This is a genomic window from Roseateles sp. SL47 (assembly GCF_026625885.1).
Lineage (GTDB): Bacteria > Pseudomonadota > Gammaproteobacteria > Burkholderiales > Burkholderiaceae_C > Roseateles.
Genome location: NZ_CP113068.1, coordinates 4,558,619 through 4,576,908 on the forward strand (window position 1 = coordinate 4,558,619; position 18,290 = coordinate 4,576,908).

The 18,290-nt window shown below is 65.8% G+C and carries 14 protein-coding genes; 6 read left to right on the plus strand and 8 right to left on the minus strand.

What is annotated here, in order from left to right; all coding sequences use genetic code 11:
* The first annotated feature begins 9 nt into the window (after window positions 1-9).
* Window positions 10-420 (plus strand): response regulator, encoded by a 411-nt coding sequence (locus tag OU995_RS19730; RefSeq protein WP_267831759.1) that lies wholly within the window; start codon window positions 10-12, stop codon window positions 418-420.
* 27 nt (window positions 421-447) lie between these two features.
* On the opposite strand, the gene OU995_RS19735 is transcribed toward OU995_RS19730, so the two are convergent.
* The 5 genes from OU995_RS19735 to OU995_RS19755 form a co-directional block, all read right to left on the minus strand.
* Complete coding sequence (locus tag OU995_RS19735; protein WP_267831760.1) at window positions 448-3,333, minus strand: PAS domain-containing protein; 2,886 nt, start codon at window positions 3,331-3,333, stop codon at window positions 448-450.
* A gap of 269 nt (window positions 3,334-3,602) precedes the next feature.
* Window positions 3,603-5,159 (minus strand): DHA2 family efflux MFS transporter permease subunit, encoded by a 1,557-nt coding sequence (locus OU995_RS19740; RefSeq protein ID WP_267831763.1) that lies wholly within the window; start codon window positions 5,157-5,159, stop codon window positions 3,603-3,605.
* Between the two features lie 83 nt (window positions 5,160-5,242).
* Window positions 5,243-6,553: an efflux RND transporter periplasmic adaptor subunit gene (locus OU995_RS19745; protein ID WP_267831766.1), complete on the minus strand. Its 1,311-nt coding sequence runs from the start codon at window positions 6,551-6,553 to the stop codon at window positions 5,243-5,245.
* 143 nt (window positions 6,554-6,696) lie between these two features.
* Complete coding sequence (locus tag OU995_RS19750) at window positions 6,697-8,193, minus strand: efflux transporter outer membrane subunit (protein ID WP_267831769.1); 1,497 nt, start codon at window positions 8,191-8,193, stop codon at window positions 6,697-6,699.
* A 142-nt stretch (window positions 8,194-8,335) separates the two neighbouring features.
* Window positions 8,336-8,866 (minus strand): MarR family winged helix-turn-helix transcriptional regulator, encoded by a 531-nt coding sequence (locus OU995_RS19755; RefSeq protein WP_267831770.1) that lies wholly within the window; start codon window positions 8,864-8,866, stop codon window positions 8,336-8,338.
* Window positions 8,867-9,042: 176 nt separating this feature from the next.
* On the opposite strand from OU995_RS19755, the gene OU995_RS19760 reads away from it, so the two are divergent.
* From OU995_RS19760 to OU995_RS19770, 3 genes are all read left to right on the plus strand, one after another.
* The gene (locus OU995_RS19760; protein ID WP_420714745.1) at window positions 9,043-10,866 is read left to right on the plus strand and encodes an ABC transporter transmembrane domain-containing protein; all 1,824 of its coding nucleotides are present in this window, start codon (window positions 9,043-9,045) and stop codon (window positions 10,864-10,866) included.
* 253 nt (window positions 10,867-11,119) lie between these two features.
* Complete coding sequence (locus OU995_RS19765) at window positions 11,120-11,950, plus strand: thymidylate synthase (protein ID WP_267831772.1); 831 nt, start codon at window positions 11,120-11,122, stop codon at window positions 11,948-11,950.
* A gap of 142 nt (window positions 11,951-12,092) precedes the next feature.
* The gene (locus OU995_RS19770; protein ID WP_267831774.1) at window positions 12,093-13,028 is read left to right on the plus strand and encodes a CPBP family intramembrane glutamic endopeptidase; all 936 of its coding nucleotides are present in this window, start codon (window positions 12,093-12,095) and stop codon (window positions 13,026-13,028) included.
* Between the two features lie 210 nt (window positions 13,029-13,238).
* On the opposite strand, the gene OU995_RS19775 is transcribed toward OU995_RS19770, so the two are convergent.
* Complete coding sequence (locus OU995_RS19775; protein ID WP_267831775.1) at window positions 13,239-14,795, minus strand: S1/P1 nuclease; 1,557 nt, start codon at window positions 14,793-14,795, stop codon at window positions 13,239-13,241.
* Window positions 14,796-14,927: 132 nt separating this feature from the next.
* Window positions 14,928-16,454, minus strand: coding sequence for a methyl-accepting chemotaxis protein (locus tag OU995_RS19780; RefSeq protein ID WP_267831776.1), 1,527 nt, complete (start codon window positions 16,452-16,454; stop codon window positions 14,928-14,930).
* A 234-nt stretch (window positions 16,455-16,688) separates the two neighbouring features.
* On the opposite strand from OU995_RS19780, the gene OU995_RS19785 reads away from it, so the two are divergent.
* Complete coding sequence (locus tag OU995_RS19785) at window positions 16,689-17,030, plus strand: hypothetical protein (RefSeq protein WP_267831778.1); 342 nt, start codon at window positions 16,689-16,691, stop codon at window positions 17,028-17,030.
* Window positions 17,031-17,178: 148 nt separating this feature from the next.
* On the opposite strand, the gene OU995_RS19790 is transcribed toward OU995_RS19785, so the two are convergent.
* A complete protein-coding gene (locus tag OU995_RS19790; RefSeq protein ID WP_267831779.1) occupies window positions 17,179-17,586 on the minus strand; it encodes a carboxymuconolactone decarboxylase family protein in 408 nt (135 codons plus the stop codon).
* Window positions 17,587-17,730: 144 nt separating this feature from the next.
* Here OU995_RS19790 and OU995_RS19795 point away from each other — a divergent pair, with 144 nt between their 5' ends.
* Window positions 17,731-18,243, plus strand: coding sequence for a dihydrofolate reductase (locus OU995_RS19795; protein WP_267831781.1), 513 nt, complete (start codon window positions 17,731-17,733; stop codon window positions 18,241-18,243).
* Window positions 18,244-18,290 lie beyond the last annotated feature (47 nt).

An 18,290-nucleotide genomic window follows, 5' to 3' on the forward strand; every position in this document is an offset into this window, starting at 1 on the left:
ATCGCCCCCATGTCCGCGCCGCCTACGACCCACGCAACGCCTGGCACCCTGAGCTGCTTCCTGGTGGAAGACAGCCCGCTCATCCGCGACAACCTGGTGGCCACGCTGCAGGAAATGGTGGATTTGCAAGTGGTGGGCCAGGCCGACGATGAGGCCGGGGCGCTGCGCTGGCTGCTGGATGAAGCGGTGCCCTGTGATGTGATCATCATCGACATCTTCCTCAAGCGCGGCACGGGGCTCTCGCTGCTGCCCAAGGCCCGCAAACTGCAGCCCGAAGCCAAGATCATCATTCTGAGCAACTACGCCACGGTGGACATGCGCAACCGTTGCCAGGCCCTGGGCGCGGACCGGGTGTTTGACAAGTCCAGCGAGCTGGACGACCTCATCACCTACCTCATCGGGCTGCCCGCCCCCACGTGATCAGGCCGTGATGGCGGCAAGCGCCCGCTAATGCGCCGGTGTTCGCATCCACTGGCTGTTGAGCGTCCGTCGCAAGGTCTCGATGTCAAACGGCTTGCGCAGCACCACGGCCTCGCGGCCCAGCGCCGCATGGAAGGCGTCCGCATCGGGATGCCCGCTGGCAAACACCACCCGCAGGTCGGGTCGCAGGGCCAGCGCATGCCGGGCCAATTCAGCGCCGTCCATCTGCGGCATGGAAAAGTCCGCCAGCAACAGGTCCACCTTTTCCGTGCCCAGGATGCGCAGCGCTTCCCGCCCGCCCGAGGCGGTGACCACATCGTGGCCGAGGGAGAGGACCGCATCGGTGAGGAAGTCTCGGACGTCTGCATCGTCATCCACGACCAGCACGTAGTGGCGGCGGGCATCCTGCGGGGCCTGGGGGCCCAGGCCTGCGCATTCTTCCGGACCAGCCTCGGCGCGGTGCAGCGTCAGCGTCACCGTGGTGCCACGGCCCGGCACGCTCTGCACGTCCACCGACCCGCCCACCCGCTTGCACATGCCGTAGACCTGGCTCAAGCCCAACCCGCTGCCCTTGCCGACCGATTTGGTGGTGAAAAACGGATCAAAGCAGCGGGCCAGCACCTCGGGCGGCATGCCGGTGCCGTCGTCCGCCACCGACACCAGCACGGCGCTGCCCTGCTCCGCCACGCTGAGCACCAGATGGCCGCCGTCCGCCATGGCGTCCCGGGCATTAATCACCAGGTTCAGCAGCGCCATTTCCAGTTGCACCGCATCGGCCAACACACACACGTCCACCGTCACCGCCTCACGCGTGTAGCCGATGCGAGAACCCAAGGTGGTGCGGAACAGCGGCTCCAGATCGTTCAGCAACCGCCGCAGGCTGACCGGCTTGAGGTCAAAACTGTGCTCCCGGGAGAAGGCCAATAGCTGGGACGTCAGCTTCGTCGCCCGCGAGGAGATCAACTGACCTTTCTCGGCGCAGCGGGCCACCATCGTGGCGTCCGTTGCACGCTTGGCGATGATGTCGAAGTTGCCGCGAATGGCTTGCAGCAGGTTGTTGAAGTCATGCGCAATGCCCCCCACCAGTTGGCCGATGGCTTCCATCTTCTGGGCCTGGGCCAGGGCAGCTTCGGTGCGGGCCAGGCGCTCTTCCTTCTCGATGCGTTCGGTGACGTCGTAGACAAACTGGTAGGCACCGATGCGCCGCCCGTCGCGGTGCAGCGGGCGGAAATGCATCTCGTAGTGGCGGCTGCGCCCCTCTCTTCCGAACTCCCGCACATCGGTGAATTCTTCGCCGTCCAGCGCGCGCCGCCAAACCGCCTTCACCCCGTCCTGCTGATCCGGAAAGTCCTTCAGCGCCACCAGCATGTTGTCGCCCACCTTGGGGCGCACACCAAAGATGCGTTCGAACTCGGCGGCCGCCGCATGGTTGATGGCCATCCAATTGAAGTTGTGGTCGGACACCTGCACCATCGCATCCGTGCCCTCCACCAGATCACCAAACAGCTTGCGCTCGGCCAGGTAGAGCGACAGTTTCTGCTCCAGAGCGTCGTTGAGGTCGTGGATACGCTGCTCGTCATGCTTGCGCTGGGTGATGTCCATCACCGAGCCCACCACACGCGTCACCCGCCCATGCGCATCCAGCACCGGGATGCCGCGCGCGGCCACCCAACGAACCTGCCCGTCTTCCTTGCCGACGGTACGGTATTCCACGTCGTAGAGCTTGGCGCCATTGGGCACCGTCACGGCGGCAAAGGCCTGGGACACGGCCTCGAAATCCGCCGGATGCAGCCCTTCATAGAAGTCGCGCAGGGATACCGGCCGGTCGCTGTAGATGCCAAACATCTCCCGGGTGCGCACCGTCCAGTAGATGGAGCCGGACGCCAGGTCCACATCCCACAGGCCCACCCCTCCGCCTTCGGTGGCCTGGCGCAGTTGCTCCTCCTTGGCGGCCAGGGTGTCCTGGGCGTTGGCACGCGCCGTCACATCCGAGCCCAGCACAAACACGCCGGTCACCTGCCCCTGGTCATCCAGGATCGGCTGGCAGACAAAGTCCTCCGTCACCCAACGTGCGGTTTCGCCCGGCGGCTCCAGCCGGTAGTTCACCTCGGTGCCTTCATGCGGCCGGCCGGTGAGGTACACCCGGTTCAGAATGTCCAGATAGCCTTGCTCCCTGGCCTCGGGAAGCGCCTCCAGCACGGTCTTGCCCAGCAGCGGGCGCTGGCCGACCAGCGCCACATAGGCCGGATTGACCATGGTGAAGACATGATCCGGCCCGCTCAGCAGCGCCATGAAGGACGGTGCCTGCTCAAACAGCTTGGCGAACTGCCAATGCTCCTTGGCCAGCTCGGGGGCGACCGGATGCGGCGCGGGGGCCTCGGCAAACAACACCAGCACGCCACCGATGCCATGGGGGGAGGCGTCGTCATCGATCGGGCTGAAGGCGCAATGCCAGGAGGGGCCCTCCTGCAACGGGTCGGGCAGCAAGGGCAGCAGGGGCAGCTGACTGAGCCGATGGCCGGTCACCCTCTCGCCCCGCATCACGGCGTGGAGCTGAAGGTGGAAATGGTCCCAGGGGCGGGTCGCCGCGTCGGCAGGCCCCTCGCCCAGGCGGTCGGACGCCATCTCTGGAACCGGTCGCCCCAGCATGCCTGGCGGCGGCGCGTCCCCCAGCAGGCGCCGATAAGCGTCGTTGTAGAGGCACAGGTGTTCCGTCCCCCAAAAGATCAGGGCGGGTTGGCGGGTGGTGAGCAGCAGCCGCACCATGGCACGCAGCCCGGCGGGCCAGGTGGCCGGCGGGCCCAGAGCGGTCCGGGACCAGTCGTGGCTGCGAAATTGCCGAGCCATCTCACCATCGCCCGTCAGAAATGCGGGGGTGTCAGTCGTCCCGGCCATCGCGGTCCCTTCGTTCATGCAAGTGATGGGGCGGCACGCAGTCCGGGTCTACAGCGTGACGGAACACGAAGATCTTACGGGGAGATGGCAGACGGACAAGAGAGCCGCTCCAAGCAGGCCGTCACCCGAATCGCCCGGACAGGGGGGTATCGGCGGCAGGCTCCTGGTCTGTCAGGGCAAGGCGCCCGCCCGCCAGCGACGAAACAAGCGGTCCACCCAGACAATCGCCCCGTGCGGCGTGCCGGTTGAGCACACCCCACGGGGCGATGGGTGGGCGGCGGCGCCCCTTAGTGCGCGCCGCCAGCGTCCACCGGTGCACCCATCTTGGGCGGCCGCTGGGTGATCCACACAAAGGCGATCAAAGCGATGAACAGCACGGCCGACGCCAGGAAGATGTCGTCCGCTGCCCGGGTGAAGGCCTGTTGATCCACCAGACGATTGAGGTAAGACAAGGCCTGGTCCCCACTCATGCCGGCGGCCTGCAGTGTGTTGAGCGTCTGCCCGGCCACCGCATCGCCCAGCCCGATGTGCTCCACCAGATGGGTGTGATGCAGCGTGGCGCGGTTTTCCCACACGGTGGTGGAAATCGACGTCCCCATCGCGCCGGCGGTGATCCGCACGAAGTTCGACAAGCCCGCCGCAGCGGCAATCCGTTCCGGCGGGATGCCGGAGAGCGTCAGCGTGGTCAGCGGGATGAAGAAAAACGCCAGCGCCGCCCCCTGCAACACCGTGGGCACCATGATGATCCCCAGGCTGGTGTCGGTGGTGAACATCGAACGCATCAGCAGCACTACAAAGAACATGACAAAGGCAAAGCTGGCCATCAGACGCGGGTCCCACACCGACACCTTGCGGCCCACCACCGGCGACAGCAGGATGGCCAGCACCCCCACCGGCGCCAGCGCAAAACCGGCGGCCGTGGCGGTATAGCCCATGAACTGCTGCAGCCACAGCGGCAGCAGCACCACGTTGCCAAAGAACAGCCCGTAGGCCACCGACAGCACCGAGGCGCCGAAGAGGAAGTTGCGGCGCCCGAAGAGGCGCAGGTCCACCACCGGATGCTCGGCGGTGAGTTCCCACACCACAAACACCGCCACGCCCACCACCGCCAGCACGGCCAGGATCTGGATCTGACCGGATTCAAACCAGTCCAGTTCCTTGCCCTTGTCCAGCATGATCTGCAGCGCCCCCACCCACAACACCAGCAGGGCCAGCCCCACACTGTCGATGGGCAGCTTCTTGGTCGGCGTCTCGCGGGTGCGGTAGATGCTCCAGGTCAACCCGGCCGCAAACAGGCCCACCGGCACGTTGATGTAGAAAATCCACGGCCAGCTCATGTTGTCGGTGATCCAGCCCCCCAGCAGAGGCCCGACCACCGGGGCCACCAGGGTGGTCATCCCCCATAACGCGAGCGCCGTGCCCGCCTTGTGCTTGGGGTAGCTGGACAGCAGCAGCGTCTGGGACAACGGAATCATCGGCCCGGCCACCAGGCCCTGCAGCACCCGCGCGGCCACCAGCATCTCCAGGGAGTGGGCAAAGCCACACAGCCAGGACGCCAACACAAACAGCAGCACGCTGGTGGTGAACAGCCGCACCGCGCCGAAGCGCTGCGTCAGCCAGCCGGTCAGCGGCACGGAGATGGCGTTGGCCACGCCGAAACTCGTGATCACCCAGGTGCCCTGCGTCGCGCTGACGCCCAGATCACCGGCAATCGCCGGCAAGGACACGTTGGCAATCGACGAGTCCAGCACATTCATGAAGGTCGCGAGCGACAGTGACACGGTCCCCAGCACCAGGGCTGAACCGGACAATGGCTGCGGACCCGCCGGAGCGGCATTACTCATCTTGTTTCGCTTCTTTTGCTTGTTGTGCGCTCAACGGCGGGAGCGGCTCCGGGTATGCCCGCCGCCGCCACCGCTGCGGCTGCTCAGGCATGGGCGGCGCCGTTCCTGGCGGTGCTGGCCGGTTTGGCCGCCTTCTTGCCAAGGTTGGCCGCGATGATCTGGTTCACCTTCTCATCGGCAGCACGCTCTTGCGCGTCGAAGATGGTGGTCTGCAGCGGGGGCGTCTGGCGATCACCCTGGGCCAGCGTCCGGCCATCCTGGTTGCGGATGTCCACCTGCACGTCCATCGACAGGCCAACACGCAGCGGATGCTCCGCCACTTCCTTCGGGTCCATGGCGATCCGCACCGGCACGCGCTGCACCACCTTGATCCAGTTGCCGGTGGCGTTCTGGGCCGGCAGCAGCGCAAAAGCGGCGCCCGTTCCGGCGCCCAGGCCCTGCACCGTGCCGTGGTATTGAGTCTTCTTGCCGTAGACGTCGGCTTCCAGCGTCACCGGCTGGCCGATGCGCAATTGAGCCAGCTGGCTTTCCTTGAAGTTCGCATCCACCCAGACCTGCTGCAGGCCCACCACGGCCATCAGCGGGCTGCCGGCAGCCACGCGCTGGCCCAGTTGCACCGAGCGGCGGGCCACCCAACCATCCACCGGGGCCACGAGGTCCGCGCGCTGATAGGCCAGGAAGGCTTCCCGGAAGCGGGCGGCCGCACGCTGCACATTCGGATGCTGCTCCACATCCACCCCATCGGTCAGCGCCTGGTTGGACTGCAGTTGTTCCTGGGCCGCCAGCAGGGCGGACTGGGAGGCGGTGTAGGCGGCACGCGCGGCAGTCAGTTGGGCCTGTGTGTGGTCCAGCTCTTCCTTGCTGACGGCGCCCGTCTCCAGCAGCGGCTGGCGACGGGCCAGGTCCGCCTGCAGACGGACCATGTCACTTTGGGCCCTTTGCTGCTCGGCCTGACGCACCTGCACCTGAGCGGCCAGGCTGCTGTTGTTGGCAAACAGGGTGCGCACCTCACGCACCGTCTGGGCCAGCTGCGCCTGCGCCTGCTCCAGCGCCACGCGGGCATCGGCCGGATCCAGGCTGACCAGCTTCTGGCCGGCCTTCACATAATCGGTATCGTCGGCAAACACGGCGCGCACGGTGCCACCGACCAGCGGCGTGATCTGCACGACGTTGGCCTGCACATAGGCGTTGTCCGTCTCTTCATAACGGCTGCTCACCAGCCATTGGTAGCCGCCGTAGCCCACGCCACCAACGATGACGGCGGCCGCAATCAGGGCCAGGCCCCTCTTGCGCTGGCCGTTGCCGTTGCCGTTGCCATTACCGTTACCGCCGGCATTGGGAGCCGCTGGCGCGGCGGGTGTCGTGGACGTGTTGTTGTCGGGCTTGGCGCTCATGATGACTTTCTGACGTGTTCTTGGGTGTTGCTTGCGGCGATGACCGGGGGGCGAGCGGTGCTCGGCAATGAGGACCGGTCAGCTGCGGGAGATGGAGGTCTGGGGGGCAGAGACGGCGTTGGCGGGCGTCGCGTGGGCAGGCGTCACGTTGCGGGCGTCACGTCGGCAGGTGTCACGTTGACGCGGGTGACAGGGGCGGCTGTCGCCGCATCATGGCCGGGCTCGGCATAACCGCCGCCCAGCGCGCGGAACAGATTGACCTGCGCATCCACCGTCTGCGCCTGCAGGTCGAGCTGGGCGCGCAGTTGCGTCACGCGGGCCTGTTCGGCGTTGAGCACCGCAAGCCGATTGACCAGCCCGGCCTTGAAGCGCTGGTGAGCCAGACCGTATTGGCTGTCGGCATTGGCCAGCAGCGCATCCTGGGCGCCCTTCTGCTGGCGCAGGGACTGCAGGCTGGCGAACTGGTCGCTGGCGTCGCGCACCGCATCCAGCACCGCCGAGTTGTAGCTGGCGATGGCGGCCTCCTGCTCGGCGGCACTGCCGCGCAGGTTGGCTCGCAGATGGCCGCTGTCAAACAGCGGCAGGTTCAGGGCGGGGCCGGCACCGTACTGGCGGCTGCCCGACTTGAACAGTTCATCCAGGCCGATGGCGTTCAAACCCACAAAGGCGCTGAGCGACACGCTGGGATAGAAGCGGGTCCGTGCGGCACGCACGTCCTGCGCACTGGCTTCCACCCGCGCGCGGGCGGCAGCCAGGTCGGGCCGGCGGCCCAGCAGGTCCAGACTGGGCTCCTGTTGCCACTCCAGCACGCGCGGCAACGTGGCATTCAGGCTGGCCGTGAAGGTCGGGCCCTGGCCGGTCAAGGAGGCCATCTGGTTGCGCAGCAGCGTCTGCTGTTCCTGCAGCACCAGTTGCTGGCGCTGCAGATCCGGCAGCGGGGCCTCCGCCTGGCGCAGTTCCTGGCTGTTGTCCAGACCAGCGCTGGCGCGCTGGCGCACCAGCTCAAACCCCTGCTGGCGCAGGGCCACCAGTTCTTGCAGCAGGCGGCTTTGCGCCTGGCTGCGGGCCAGTGCCACATAGGCCTTGGTCACCGCATTGGCAACACTCAGCCGGGCCGCAGCGGCATCCGCCTCGGCGGCGCGCTGCTGGCCGAGCGCGGCCTTCAACTCGGCCTCATGGCGGCCGAAGAAGTCCCACTCGTAGCTCAGGCCGGCCTGCACATTGCCAAAGGTGCGGGTGCTGCCGGCCAGAGGCGCCGGATAGATGCCGTTTTCCGTGATGCGCTGACGGGTGAGGCTGGTGTCCAGCGCTGCGCTCGGGCGCTCGGCCGCCTCGGCGTTCTCCGCCATGGCGGCGGCATGGGCAATGCGGGCACGTGCCAGCGCCAGGGAGGGCGACTGCGCCATGGCCTGATCAACCAGGGCGTCCAATTGACGGTCCCCGAAGGACTTCCACCACTGCGGGGCGATCGGCGCGCCGGAACCGGCCTGCAGGCGGAGTTGACGGGCCGCCACCTCGCCTTCCAGCGCCTGGCCGGGCGAGTCCAGCTTCGGGATCGGCGCGCAGGCGGCAAGCACCAGCAGCAAGGCGGCGCTCATGGCCAGCGCCAGCGTGGTTCGGTGGAGGGATCGGGGCGTCATGGGGAGGGTCCTCGAAATCATCTGTTCTTGTTCTCTTCGGGAAAGAGGGTCGACATGGGGGATATAAATGGGCGCAAGGGGCGCAAGGGGCACAAGGAGCGCAATAGGCTGAGCGCTCTCTGAACGCTGACGCACCCCGGCGTCAGGTGTCGTCATCCGGGCAGCAGGTCAGCACGGAGCTTTCCGAGGCATTGCCGGCCTCACGAATCGCCTGGCCATTGGCGACGATGCGCTGCAGCATGCCGATCAGGCTGCGGAATTCCTCGTGGGTGAACCCGGCCAAATGCTCGTTGGACACCTGAGACAGCACCGCCGGCGCACGCGCCATGGAGGTCAAACCGTGTTCCGTCAGCGACACCATCACGACACGGCGGTCTTCGGTCGAGCGTTCCCGCTGAATCAGGTTCTTGGCTTCCAGCCGGTCGAGCAGCCGGGTCATGGCACCGCCGTCCATGGCCAGTTCGCGGGCCAGTGCCGCACTGGACATCGGCCCTTGAAACCGCAGACGCAACATCGGCGCCCATTGCGCATGGGTCAGGTCATGGGCGCCCAACAGCTTGTCCGCCTGGCAGATCATCGATTGCTTGATCTGACGCAGCAGCCAGCCCAGGCTGGGCTCCCGCGTGAAGCTGTCGGCGGTGTAGAAATCGGCGGGGGGCGGGCGTGTGCTCATGACTTGACCAAACTGATCACGGTGCACAATTATTGCCTAGGCAGTAATTGCCCAGCCATCTGTTTGTCCACAAAGGCCTTGAAGCACCAGGGGTATTGCCCCAACTGCCCCCATGGCCGCACCGCCGTTTGATCGGACCGTGTCATCCGTCACAGCCATCCGCCTACACTGTTTCGATGTCCGCCCAACCCGCCACTGCCTCCCCACCGGTTCCCACCTCCACCAGCGCCGCAACGCCCGCGAGCCCGCCGCTGCGCGCCATGTGGCCGGCCCTGTGGCCCTTTCTGCGCCCGTACAAGGGGCGGATTGCAGCCGCTGTGGTCTTCCTGGTGCTGGCCGCCGTGGCGACGCTGGTGTTTCCGCTGGCGCTGCGTCAGCTGATTGACCAGGGGCTGGTGTCCACCGATCCGGGCGACCGTCTGATGGCCCTGCGGGAGCATTTCCTCGGTCTGTTTGCGGTCGGTGCGGCGCTGGGGGTGTTCTCGGCCCTGCGTTTTTACGCCGTCACCTGGCTGGGCGAGCGGGTGAGCGCGGATCTGCGCAGCGCGGTATACGCCCACGTGCTGCGCCAGAGCCCGGAATTCTTTGAAACCACCCAGACCGGCGAAGTCATCAGCCGCATCACCACCGACACCACCGTCATCCAGAACATCGTGGGCTCCAGCCTTTCCATGGGCTTGCGCAACATGATCATGGGCCTGGGTGCGGTTGCGCTGCTGATTGCCACCAACCCGTGGGTGATGAGCCAGGTGATGGGCATTCTGGTGCTGGTGGTGCTGCCGGCCATGTTCTTTGGCCGCCGGGTCCGGCGCTTGTCGCGCGCCAGCCAGGACCGGGTGGCGGACACCAGCGCCATTGCGGCCGAGATGCTCAACGCCATCACCGTGGTGCAGTCCCATGCGCAGGAGGCTCGGGAAGCCGGCCGGTTCGGCGTGGCCAGCGAAGCTGCGTTTGACGTCGCCCGCAAGCGCACCAAAGTGCGCTCCCTGCTGGTGGCCTTCATCATCACGGCCACCTTTGGCGCCTTGTTGTGGGGCCTGTATCAAGGCACCCAGGCGGTGATGGCGGGCCACATCACGGCGGGCCATCTGGGCCAGACGGTGGTGTATGTGATCTTGCTGGTGTCGTCCGTGGCGGTGCTGGCGGAAGTGTGGGGCGACCTGCTGCGCGCCGCTGGCGCCACCGAGCGGCTGATGGAACTGCTGGCCGCCCGCTCCCCGGTGGCGGACCCGGCCGTGCCGCTGGCCATGACGCCAGTGGAAGGTCCGGCCCATGTGCAGTTCCGGCATGTGCGCTTCCACTATCCGTCGCGCCCGGACCGGGCCGCACTGGCCTCGTTCGATCTGGACATTGCCCCCGGAGAAACCGTGGCGCTGGTGGGCCCCAGCGGGGCGGGCAAGAGCACGGTGCTGCAGTTGCTGCAGCGCTTCTATGACGTGCAAGGTGGCGACATCCTGGTTGATGGCGTCAGCGTGGACCGGGTGCGCCTGGCCGACCTGCGGTCGCGCATGGCGCTGGTGCCGCAGCAAAGTGTCATCTTCTCGGCCACCGCGCTGGACAACATTCGCTATGGACGGCCAGAGGCCAGCCGAGACGAGGTGATCGCCGCTGCCAAGGCAGCCCATGCGCATGAGTTCATCGAACAACTGCCGCAGGGATATGACAGCTTCCTCGGCGAGCGCGGGGTGCGCCTGTCCGGTGGGCAGCGCCAGCGGATTGCCATTGCGCGGGCCATGCTGCAAAACGCCCCGCTGCTGCTGCTGGACGAAGCGACCAGCGCCCTGGATGCGGAAAGCGAACGCCTGGTGCAACAGGCCCTGGATGAAGCCATGCGGGATCGCACCACGTTGGTCATCGCCCACCGGCTGGCGACGGTGCAGCGGGCGGACCGCATCATCGTGATGGATCAGGGGCGCATCGTGGAGCAAGGCCGTCACGCGGACCTGGTGTCGGCGGGCGGGCTCTACGCGCGGCTGGCCGCGTTGCAGTTCAACCACTGACGTCGGGTCCGGCGCCCCGCCCGCTCATGCGCGGGCCGTGGCCTGAGCCCAGGCCCCTTCGGGCCGCCGGGCACCCCACTCGTGGGCTGCCCCGCAAGTCACTGCGAAAAATGCAAGCGATGGATGTTGTGCCAGAGCAAGGCGCAACCACAGCGATGCCTGTCGGCATCGCGAGGATTCGCAACGCAGCAGGGGCGCGAAAGCCTCGGCTTCATTGGCAGGAACTTGTGGGACAGCACACTAAAATGCAGCCATGACTCATGCCGCCCTGCCCCACCCACGCCCTGTGCGCCACCAATACGAAGATTTCATGCGCCATGTGTTTGAGCATGGCGTGTCCAAGGGCGACCGGACCGGCACCGGCACGCGCAGCGTCTTTGGCCATCAGATGCGGTTTGACCTGAACGAAGGTTTCCCGCTGGTGACGACCAAGAAGGTGCATTTGAAGTCCATCATCCTGGAACTGCTGTGGTTCCTGCGTGGGGACTCGAATGTGAAGTGGCTGCAGGAGCGCGGCTGCACCATCTGGGACGAATGGGCCCGTGAGGATGGCGACCTTGGGCCGGTGTATGGCGTGCAGTGGCGCAACTGGCCCAAGCCGGACGGCGGTCATATCGACCAGATCAGCCAGGTGGTGCAGCAGCTCAAGACCAACCCGGACTCGCGCCGCATCATCGTGAGCGCCTGGAACGTGGCGGACCTGGACCAGATGGCCCTGATGCCGTGTCACGCGTTTTTCCAGTTCTATGTGGCCGATGGCAAGCTGTCCTGCCAGCTGTACCAACGCAGCGCGGACATCTTCTTGGGCGTGCCCTTCAACATCGCCAGTTATGCGCTGCTGACGATGATGCTGGCCCAGCAATGTGACCTGGGGCTGGGGGACTTCATCTGGACGGGCGGTGATTGCCATATCTACTCGAATCACTTCGAGCAGGTGCAGACGCAGCTCGGCCGCGCCCCGTTTGCCTACCCCACGATGCACATCAAGCGTCGGCCAGCGTCGATCTTCGACTACGAATTCGAAGACTTTGAACTGCAGGACTATCAGCACCACGCCCCCATCAAGGCGCCGGTGGCGGTCTGATTCGGGCGCGGGCGCCACGCTGACACTTCCCCGGAAGGCCGCCCGGCGGTGACGCCTCGCGGCGGCCACTGTGCCGCCAGGCTGCACGTGCTCAGCAAGCCCGATATCGACGCACGGCCACCACTCACATCAGGGACCAGACATGCCGGTGATCGACCTGCCGATGCCATTCGTCTTGTTGATGCTGGCCATTGTGGCGGTCTGGTTGCCGGCACTAAAAACGCCCTGGGGGTGGACGCTCCCACCGTGGCTGGTCCTCTATGCGGCTGCTACGGCACTGGCGGTGGCGCAGGGGTATGTGGACGCGGTGGGCGTGCTGTCTTTGGTGGGATTGGTGCTGCTGGCCGAGGGGCTGCGGCGCAAGCCTCCCGCGCCCTTGTACCGGCCTTTGTACCGCCCTTTGCACTGGCCCTTGTTGGTGGCGCTTTCCCTGCTGGCCGTGGCGCTCAGCCTGCATGGTGTTCCCGGCTTCAGGAATCCGGTCGCGATCAACGCCGTCCGCTTCTCCGACGATGCGCGGCCCTTCACCCAATATCTGAACTTCGACAAAGGCTCGGTGGGACTGGTGCTGATGGCGTTGTTGGCGCCCCGACTGCAAAGCGGAGATCGGGTGGGGCGGGTGTTGATGCGCTCGGCCGCACTCGCGGTGGTCGTGGCCTTTTTCGCCCTGAGCCTGGCCCTGCTGCTGGGCATGGTGCGGCCGGATCCAAAGTGGCCGCCCCAGACCGTGCAGTTCCTGGTGACGAACCTCTTGCTGACCTGTGTGGCGGAAGAGGCGCTGTTTCGGGTGATGGTGCAGGACACGCTGGCGAGAGGCACCGGAGCATCCGGCTCCAGCACCGTTGGGCCATGGCGCGTGCGCGCGCTCGTGGCGCCAGGCGTGTCCGCCCTCCTCTTCGGCGCCGCCCATGCCGGTGGGGGACCGAGCATGGTGGCCGTGGCGACAGTTGCCGGCGTTGGCTACGCCGCTGCCTATCGGTGGCAACGGCGCATTGAAGCAGCCGTGCTGCTGCACTTTGCGGTGAATGCCCTTCACTTTCTGTTGTTCACGTATCCCGGGAAGGCTCCGGGAGCCTGAGGTCATTGAAGGGGTGGCGACATGGGGAGGAACAGGGTGAACGAATCACCCACACTCTCGGCATCTTGGGCCAAGCTGTGTGTTTCTCGCATCCTGCCTGCCAGGAATGCGCCCCCCAACACCAGCAGCGTCAGGATGCCCAGTCCATGGGCGATGTTGACAATGGCCGGTGCAGAACTTCCGCCGACGCGACGGCACGTTTGCATCACCTCACGGCAACCGATAAAACGGATTCGGCATCAAGAACACCCGCTCCGCGTAGCCGCCGGCCAGGTCGCTCGGCTGATCGCCGATATTGGCGATGATTGTGTAGCCCTGGCTCACCAGACGCGCCCGCTCAGTCGCCTTGAAGTTGACCGTCGACACCGATGACGGCCATTCCTTCGGCTTGGTGATCAGCTTCTCCCAGCCACCATAGCCGGCCTTGGCCAGATTCGCCTCGGTCCACGCCGCCTCCGAGTCCCGCCGCCCGGTGATGAAGAAGAAGGCCACCTTGCCCTTGAACTCCTGGTAGAGCGCCAGCGTCGCCGGGATGGCCGCCGCCCCGCCCTGCTCTTCCCAGGCTTGCGTGCCGCAAGCGGCGTCGCTCTTCGGGCCGGTCGCCTCCAGCTTGCAGTCACCGGCCCGGATGTAGCCGAAGTCGTTCACCGCCATCTGCGGCAGGTTGTCCAGCGAGGTCTCATCAATGTCCAGCACCACCGCCGGCTTGCTCACTCCGCTGGCGAGCCGGGTGCGGAGGTAGGCCCGGGCAGCCTCGGCCACACGTGTCTGGTCCGCCTGGTACTGCGTCAGGCCGCTGGGCAGCGGCGTCTTCCAATAGGCTTCCAGCTGCTTCTTCAACTCGCCCAGGTTGGACGCCGAAGCCGAAAGGGTCTCACTGCCACCGGCAAACAGTTTCGTTTCCCTGCGCAGCGGGCAACTGGCAGAAAACGCGTCATTCAGGTAGCGCGCCAAGCGCACCCCGCCCAATGCCAATTGCTGATCCACGACCGGCAGAACGCGCTGGTAGTAGGCGTCATCAATCACCATCGGTGCCGATGCCGAGACCGTCGGCCAGACCATGGCGGCAATCGCATGCGACTGCATGGCCCAGTCCTCGGGCTTTTCGTTCACCACCTTCATCTGAAAGTCGTTGCCCTTGAGCACCCGCTCTTCCAGCCGCTCGACATAGGTGCCCCAGTCATACACCGTCCAGCGGATCAGGTCACCATCCCAGAGTGAATGCAGATTCGGCGCCGAAACAGTGACTTCACATCCGGGCCGGCCACAGGTGGCGGTATGCACTTTTCCGGTGATCTTCTGGTCATTGCCGCCGCGCAGTTCACCGGCGGCGTGCAAAGGCTGGTGAAGGTCGCCCACGAAATGCACAGCGAATTTCAAGGCATCCCGCCGGGCGGCTTCATTCGTACCACAGGCCAGCACCTCACGCAGCCGCTCCAGGGCGTTCACCGTGCAGTCGCCCTCTTTCTCGTCCAGCCGGCAATCGACGGCGGGGTCGTAGACCTGACGGGCCCGCGCCATGTCCACAAAATGCCAGCGAGCGGTTTCGCGGTGGTCCGCACGATAGCCATCGGCCCAACTGGACACCGACGCCAGCGAGGTGCCGGGCCCCAGAATCTTGGCCACCGCCTCGCGGGCTTTTGCATCCAGCCGGCGCTCGCCAATCTCCGCGACGATGGAATGGCCCTCCTGTCCCCAGGCGGCGGCCCATTGCGGGAGCATCAACAGCCCCATGGCCAGACCGGCCCCAAGCAAGCGTGCAATCATGAAAACCTCCTGATGGTGGAATGCGTTGCTGACCGGTCGCTCCGCTGAGGCGCAGGAGTCTACTGAAAAGGCCCCCTGCCGCCGCACATCGAAAACCCGGCCAGGCCGGCCTTGGCGGCGAGGCTCAGGCCATCAAGCCGTGCGGAATCGCTCCATCAGCCCCACCAGTTGCTCCGAGCGGCGCCGCAGGCTTTCCGCCGCCGCGCTGGTTTCTTCCACCATTGCTGCATTCTGCTGCGTGCCATTCTCCAGCCGACGAATGGCGTCGTTCACCTGCCCCACCTCGGCGCTCTGCTGAGCGCTGGAGGCGCTGATGGCATGAATCAACCCGGACAGCTTGCCCATCGACGATTCCACCTCGCGGATGGTCACGCTGGCCCCCTGCACTTCCTGCGCCCCGGCCGACACACGGGCCGAACTGGCCAGTATCAATTCCCGGATTTCCCGTGCCGCACCAGAGCTGCGCTGCGCCAGCGAACGCACTTCGCCCGCCACGACGGCAAAGCCTCGGCCCTGCGCGCCGGCGCGGGCCGCTTCAATCGCTGCATTCAACGCCAGGATGTTGGTTTGAAAGGCAATGCCATCGATCACTTCAATGATGTTCACCACCCGTTGGGACGCGTCCTGGATGCTGCTCATGGTGCTCATCACTGCTGCAATGGCCTGGCCGCCGCGGGTGGCAATGTCGCTGGCCTGCACCGCCAGCTGATGCGCCTGCTGGGCATGAACGTCATTGCTGCGCACCCCACCGGCCAGCTCTTCCATGGAATTGACCGTGGTCAGCAAAGCGGCTGCCTGGTGTTCGGTGCGTGCCGCCAGGTCCCCATTGCCCGCAGCGATTTGAGAACTGGCGGATGCCACCTGCTCTGCATTGCCCCGCACTTCGCTGACCAAAGCGCTCAGATTGGCCTGCATGGCTGCCAGCGCACGCAGCAATTGACCGACTTCATCCGCGCGGTCGCCAGCAATCGGCTCAGCCAGATTGCCCTGCGCCACTTCGGTGGCCACATTCACGGCCTTCTGCAAAGGCCGCACCACCGCACGTGTGATCAGCCAGGCGATGAACACCCCCAGGCCGGCTGCCACCAGCATCAGGCTGAAGCTCAGCCAGATGGCCTGAGTGCCAAAAGCGTAGGCCTGGTCCGCGACCGCCCGGCTCTGCACGGCGATGGCCGTTTTCAGTTGCTGCAGCGACTCCGCCGGCTCCCGATCCACGCCCTTCACCGCCATGTCGCCCACCGACGAATCAAACCCCACCATCTGGAATTTCTCCAGACCGGATCGATAACCCGCCGCCATCTTCTGATGCTGACCCTGGAAACGCTCCAGAACCTGACGCAGCGATTCGTCCTTCAACAGGGCCTTGAGCGCCAGGCTGCGGTCCTGCACGGCCTTTTCTTCGGCCTGGAAGGCTTTCCAGTGCTTCTCGAACATCGCCGTGTCCGAGCCGCGCAGCAGCACATCTTTCCATTCCTGGATCTGCCCCTTGAAGTGGCTTTCCACCTCCGCCGCCAGACGTTCCGCAGCCGCATGGCCCTGCACGTCGTTCTGGAAGGTGTTCAAGGATTGATGGGCGGTCCATAGCCCGAACAGGCCGGCGGCCAAGGTGAGAATGAGGGCCATGGCAATGGCCAGCGGTAATTTGTGACGGAGATTCATACGGGTTCCCAAACGGCTGATGTCAGGGTTTTCTAGGGTGAAACCCTTGACCGCGCGGATTCTGCGCGGCAGGCCCGCAGGCTCGCCATCACGGCTGTGTGACAGCTTGGAAAAAAGCCCGGAAAAAGTCGTGCGAACAGCGTCAGGGGGACATCCCGGGCACGGGTTAACCTGCCGTCACGCTGGCACTGGCGTCGATAGACTGGGGCGGTCCCCACTGCGCAAGGAGTCGCCGTGACCGCTGCAAAACCGCTGGTTCTGCTGCCCTTCAAGCGTGGGGTGCCCCTGCCGTTTTCGGTGGGTGCGATGGCGCAGGCCGAGGGCGTCCCCCTACGCGCCATCTTCGATATTGCCGATGAGCAAATGGACGACGTGCAGCGCACCCGCGCTCTGGCAATTGCCCAGTCCTGCCTCAGCAACTGGCTGCGGCACGCCCACCTGGGCGACCTCGAAATCGAGCCGTCGCAGAAAGAATTCAGCGCCGTGGAGGCCCGCCGTCGCCGGGTGTTTGATGAGCTGGCGACCGCCTTGGCACAGGTGGAGGCCGCTCAGCGGCGCAACACCCAGTTGGCTTGAATACACAGCTGGCTTGAATGCCCAGTTGGCTTGAACCCCCAGTGGGCTCGAGTACCCCCCGGCCTGAACACCCTCTGACCCTGAAGAGGACCGCACCTCCCGGCACGCACTCCTCCGGACGCGCCGCCGTTCGGCGGGCCCGCGGGCCTCAGACCGGTGGGCGCTCCAGTTCCTTCAGGACCTCACCGGCCGTTCGGAAAGCATCCATCGCCGCCGGCACTCCGCAATAGATGGCGGTCTGCAACAGCACTTCCTTGATTTCGTCCTGCGTCACGCCGTTGTTCAGCGCTCCCCGCACATGCAGCTTCAGTTCATGCGGCTTGTTCAGGGCGGTCAGCATGGCCAGGTTCAGCATGGACCGGGTCTTGCGGTCCAACCCCGGCCGGTTCCAGACATCGCCCCAGCAGTATTGAGTGACCAGTTCCTGCATGTCGATGTTGAAGTCGGTGGCATTTTTCAACGCGGCCTCTACCACGTCGGCGCCGAGCACCTCGCGGCGCGTGGCAAGGCCTTCGTCAAACAACGTGGGATTTTTGGGTGCGAGCGGACGGGTCATGCGTAACTCCTGGGGTGGGCCGGCGCTTCAGGCCGATCATCCACCCGAAGTGTCTCCAACTTCCCCACCATCCGTCACAGGTCGGCCACGGCCCCGGCCCTAAAATCCTTCGTCTTTGGCTGACCCTGACTGGAGCGTTTTCCCATGCCTTCCCTGACCCTCATCGCGGCGCTGGACCGCGCAGGCGGCATCGGCCGGAACAATGAACTGCTGTGCCGTCTGCCGCCGGACATGGCGCGGTTCAAGGCGCTCACACTGGGCCACACCGTGCTGATGGGGCGCAAGACCTGGGACTCCATTCCCGCCAGGTTCCGTCCCTTGGTGGGCCGACGCAACCTGGTGCTGTCACGTCAACCGGATCTGGTGCTGGAAGGCGCGGAAGTCTTTCCCACTGTGGCAGCAGCACTGGCGGCCTGCGCGGCGGGTGAAGCGGTCTACGTGATGGGCGGCGCGCAGATCTATGCCCAGACCTTGCCCTGGGCCGACGCACTTGAACTCACCGAGATCGACCACACGTTCGAGGCCGATGCGCACTTCCCTCCCGTGGATGCGCTGCAGTTCAAGGAAGTCTCGCGGGAACGCCATCTCAGCCCGGCGGAACAGGGCCAGGGCTGGCACTTCGACTTTGTTCGATACGAGCGGGCCACCCCGCCTTGATCACTCGAATCTTCTTGAATCACCTCTCTTTCTGTATCTCTGGAGCT

Excerpts from the sequence above, each read along its gene's own strand:
- OU995_RS19730 (WP_267831759.1), top strand. The coding sequence starts at position 10 with ATGTCCGCGCCGCCTACGACCCACGCAACGCCTGGCACCCTGAGCTGC.
- OU995_RS19735 (WP_267831760.1), bottom strand. The coding sequence starts at position 3,333 with ATGAACGAAGGGACCGCGATGGCCGGGACGACTGACACCCCCGCATTT.
- OU995_RS19740 (WP_267831763.1), bottom strand. The coding sequence starts at position 5,159 with ATGAGTAATGCCGCTCCGGCGGGTCCGCAGCCATTGTCCGGTTCAGCC.
- OU995_RS19745 (WP_267831766.1), bottom strand. The coding sequence starts at position 6,553 with ATGAGCGCCAAGCCCGACAACAACACGTCCACGACACCCGCCGCGCCA.
- OU995_RS19750 (WP_267831769.1), bottom strand. The coding sequence starts at position 8,193 with ATGACGCCCCGATCCCTCCACCGAACCACGCTGGCGCTGGCCATGAGC.
- OU995_RS19755 (WP_267831770.1), bottom strand. The coding sequence starts at position 8,866 with ATGAGCACACGCCCGCCCCCCGCCGATTTCTACACCGCCGACAGCTTC.
- OU995_RS19760 (WP_420714745.1), top strand. The coding sequence starts at position 9,043 with ATGTCCGCCCAACCCGCCACTGCCTCCCCACCGGTTCCCACCTCCACC.
- OU995_RS19765 (WP_267831772.1), top strand. The coding sequence starts at position 11,120 with ATGACTCATGCCGCCCTGCCCCACCCACGCCCTGTGCGCCACCAATAC.
- OU995_RS19770 (WP_267831774.1), top strand. The coding sequence starts at position 12,093 with ATGCCGGTGATCGACCTGCCGATGCCATTCGTCTTGTTGATGCTGGCC.
- OU995_RS19775 (WP_267831775.1), bottom strand. The coding sequence starts at position 14,795 with ATGATTGCACGCTTGCTTGGGGCCGGTCTGGCCATGGGGCTGTTGATG.
- OU995_RS19780 (WP_267831776.1), bottom strand. The coding sequence starts at position 16,454 with ATGAATCTCCGTCACAAATTACCGCTGGCCATTGCCATGGCCCTCATT.
- OU995_RS19790 (WP_267831779.1), bottom strand. The coding sequence starts at position 17,586 with ATGACCCGTCCGCTCGCACCCAAAAATCCCACGTTGTTTGACGAAGGC.
- OU995_RS19795 (WP_267831781.1), top strand. The coding sequence starts at position 17,731 with ATGCCTTCCCTGACCCTCATCGCGGCGCTGGACCGCGCAGGCGGCATC.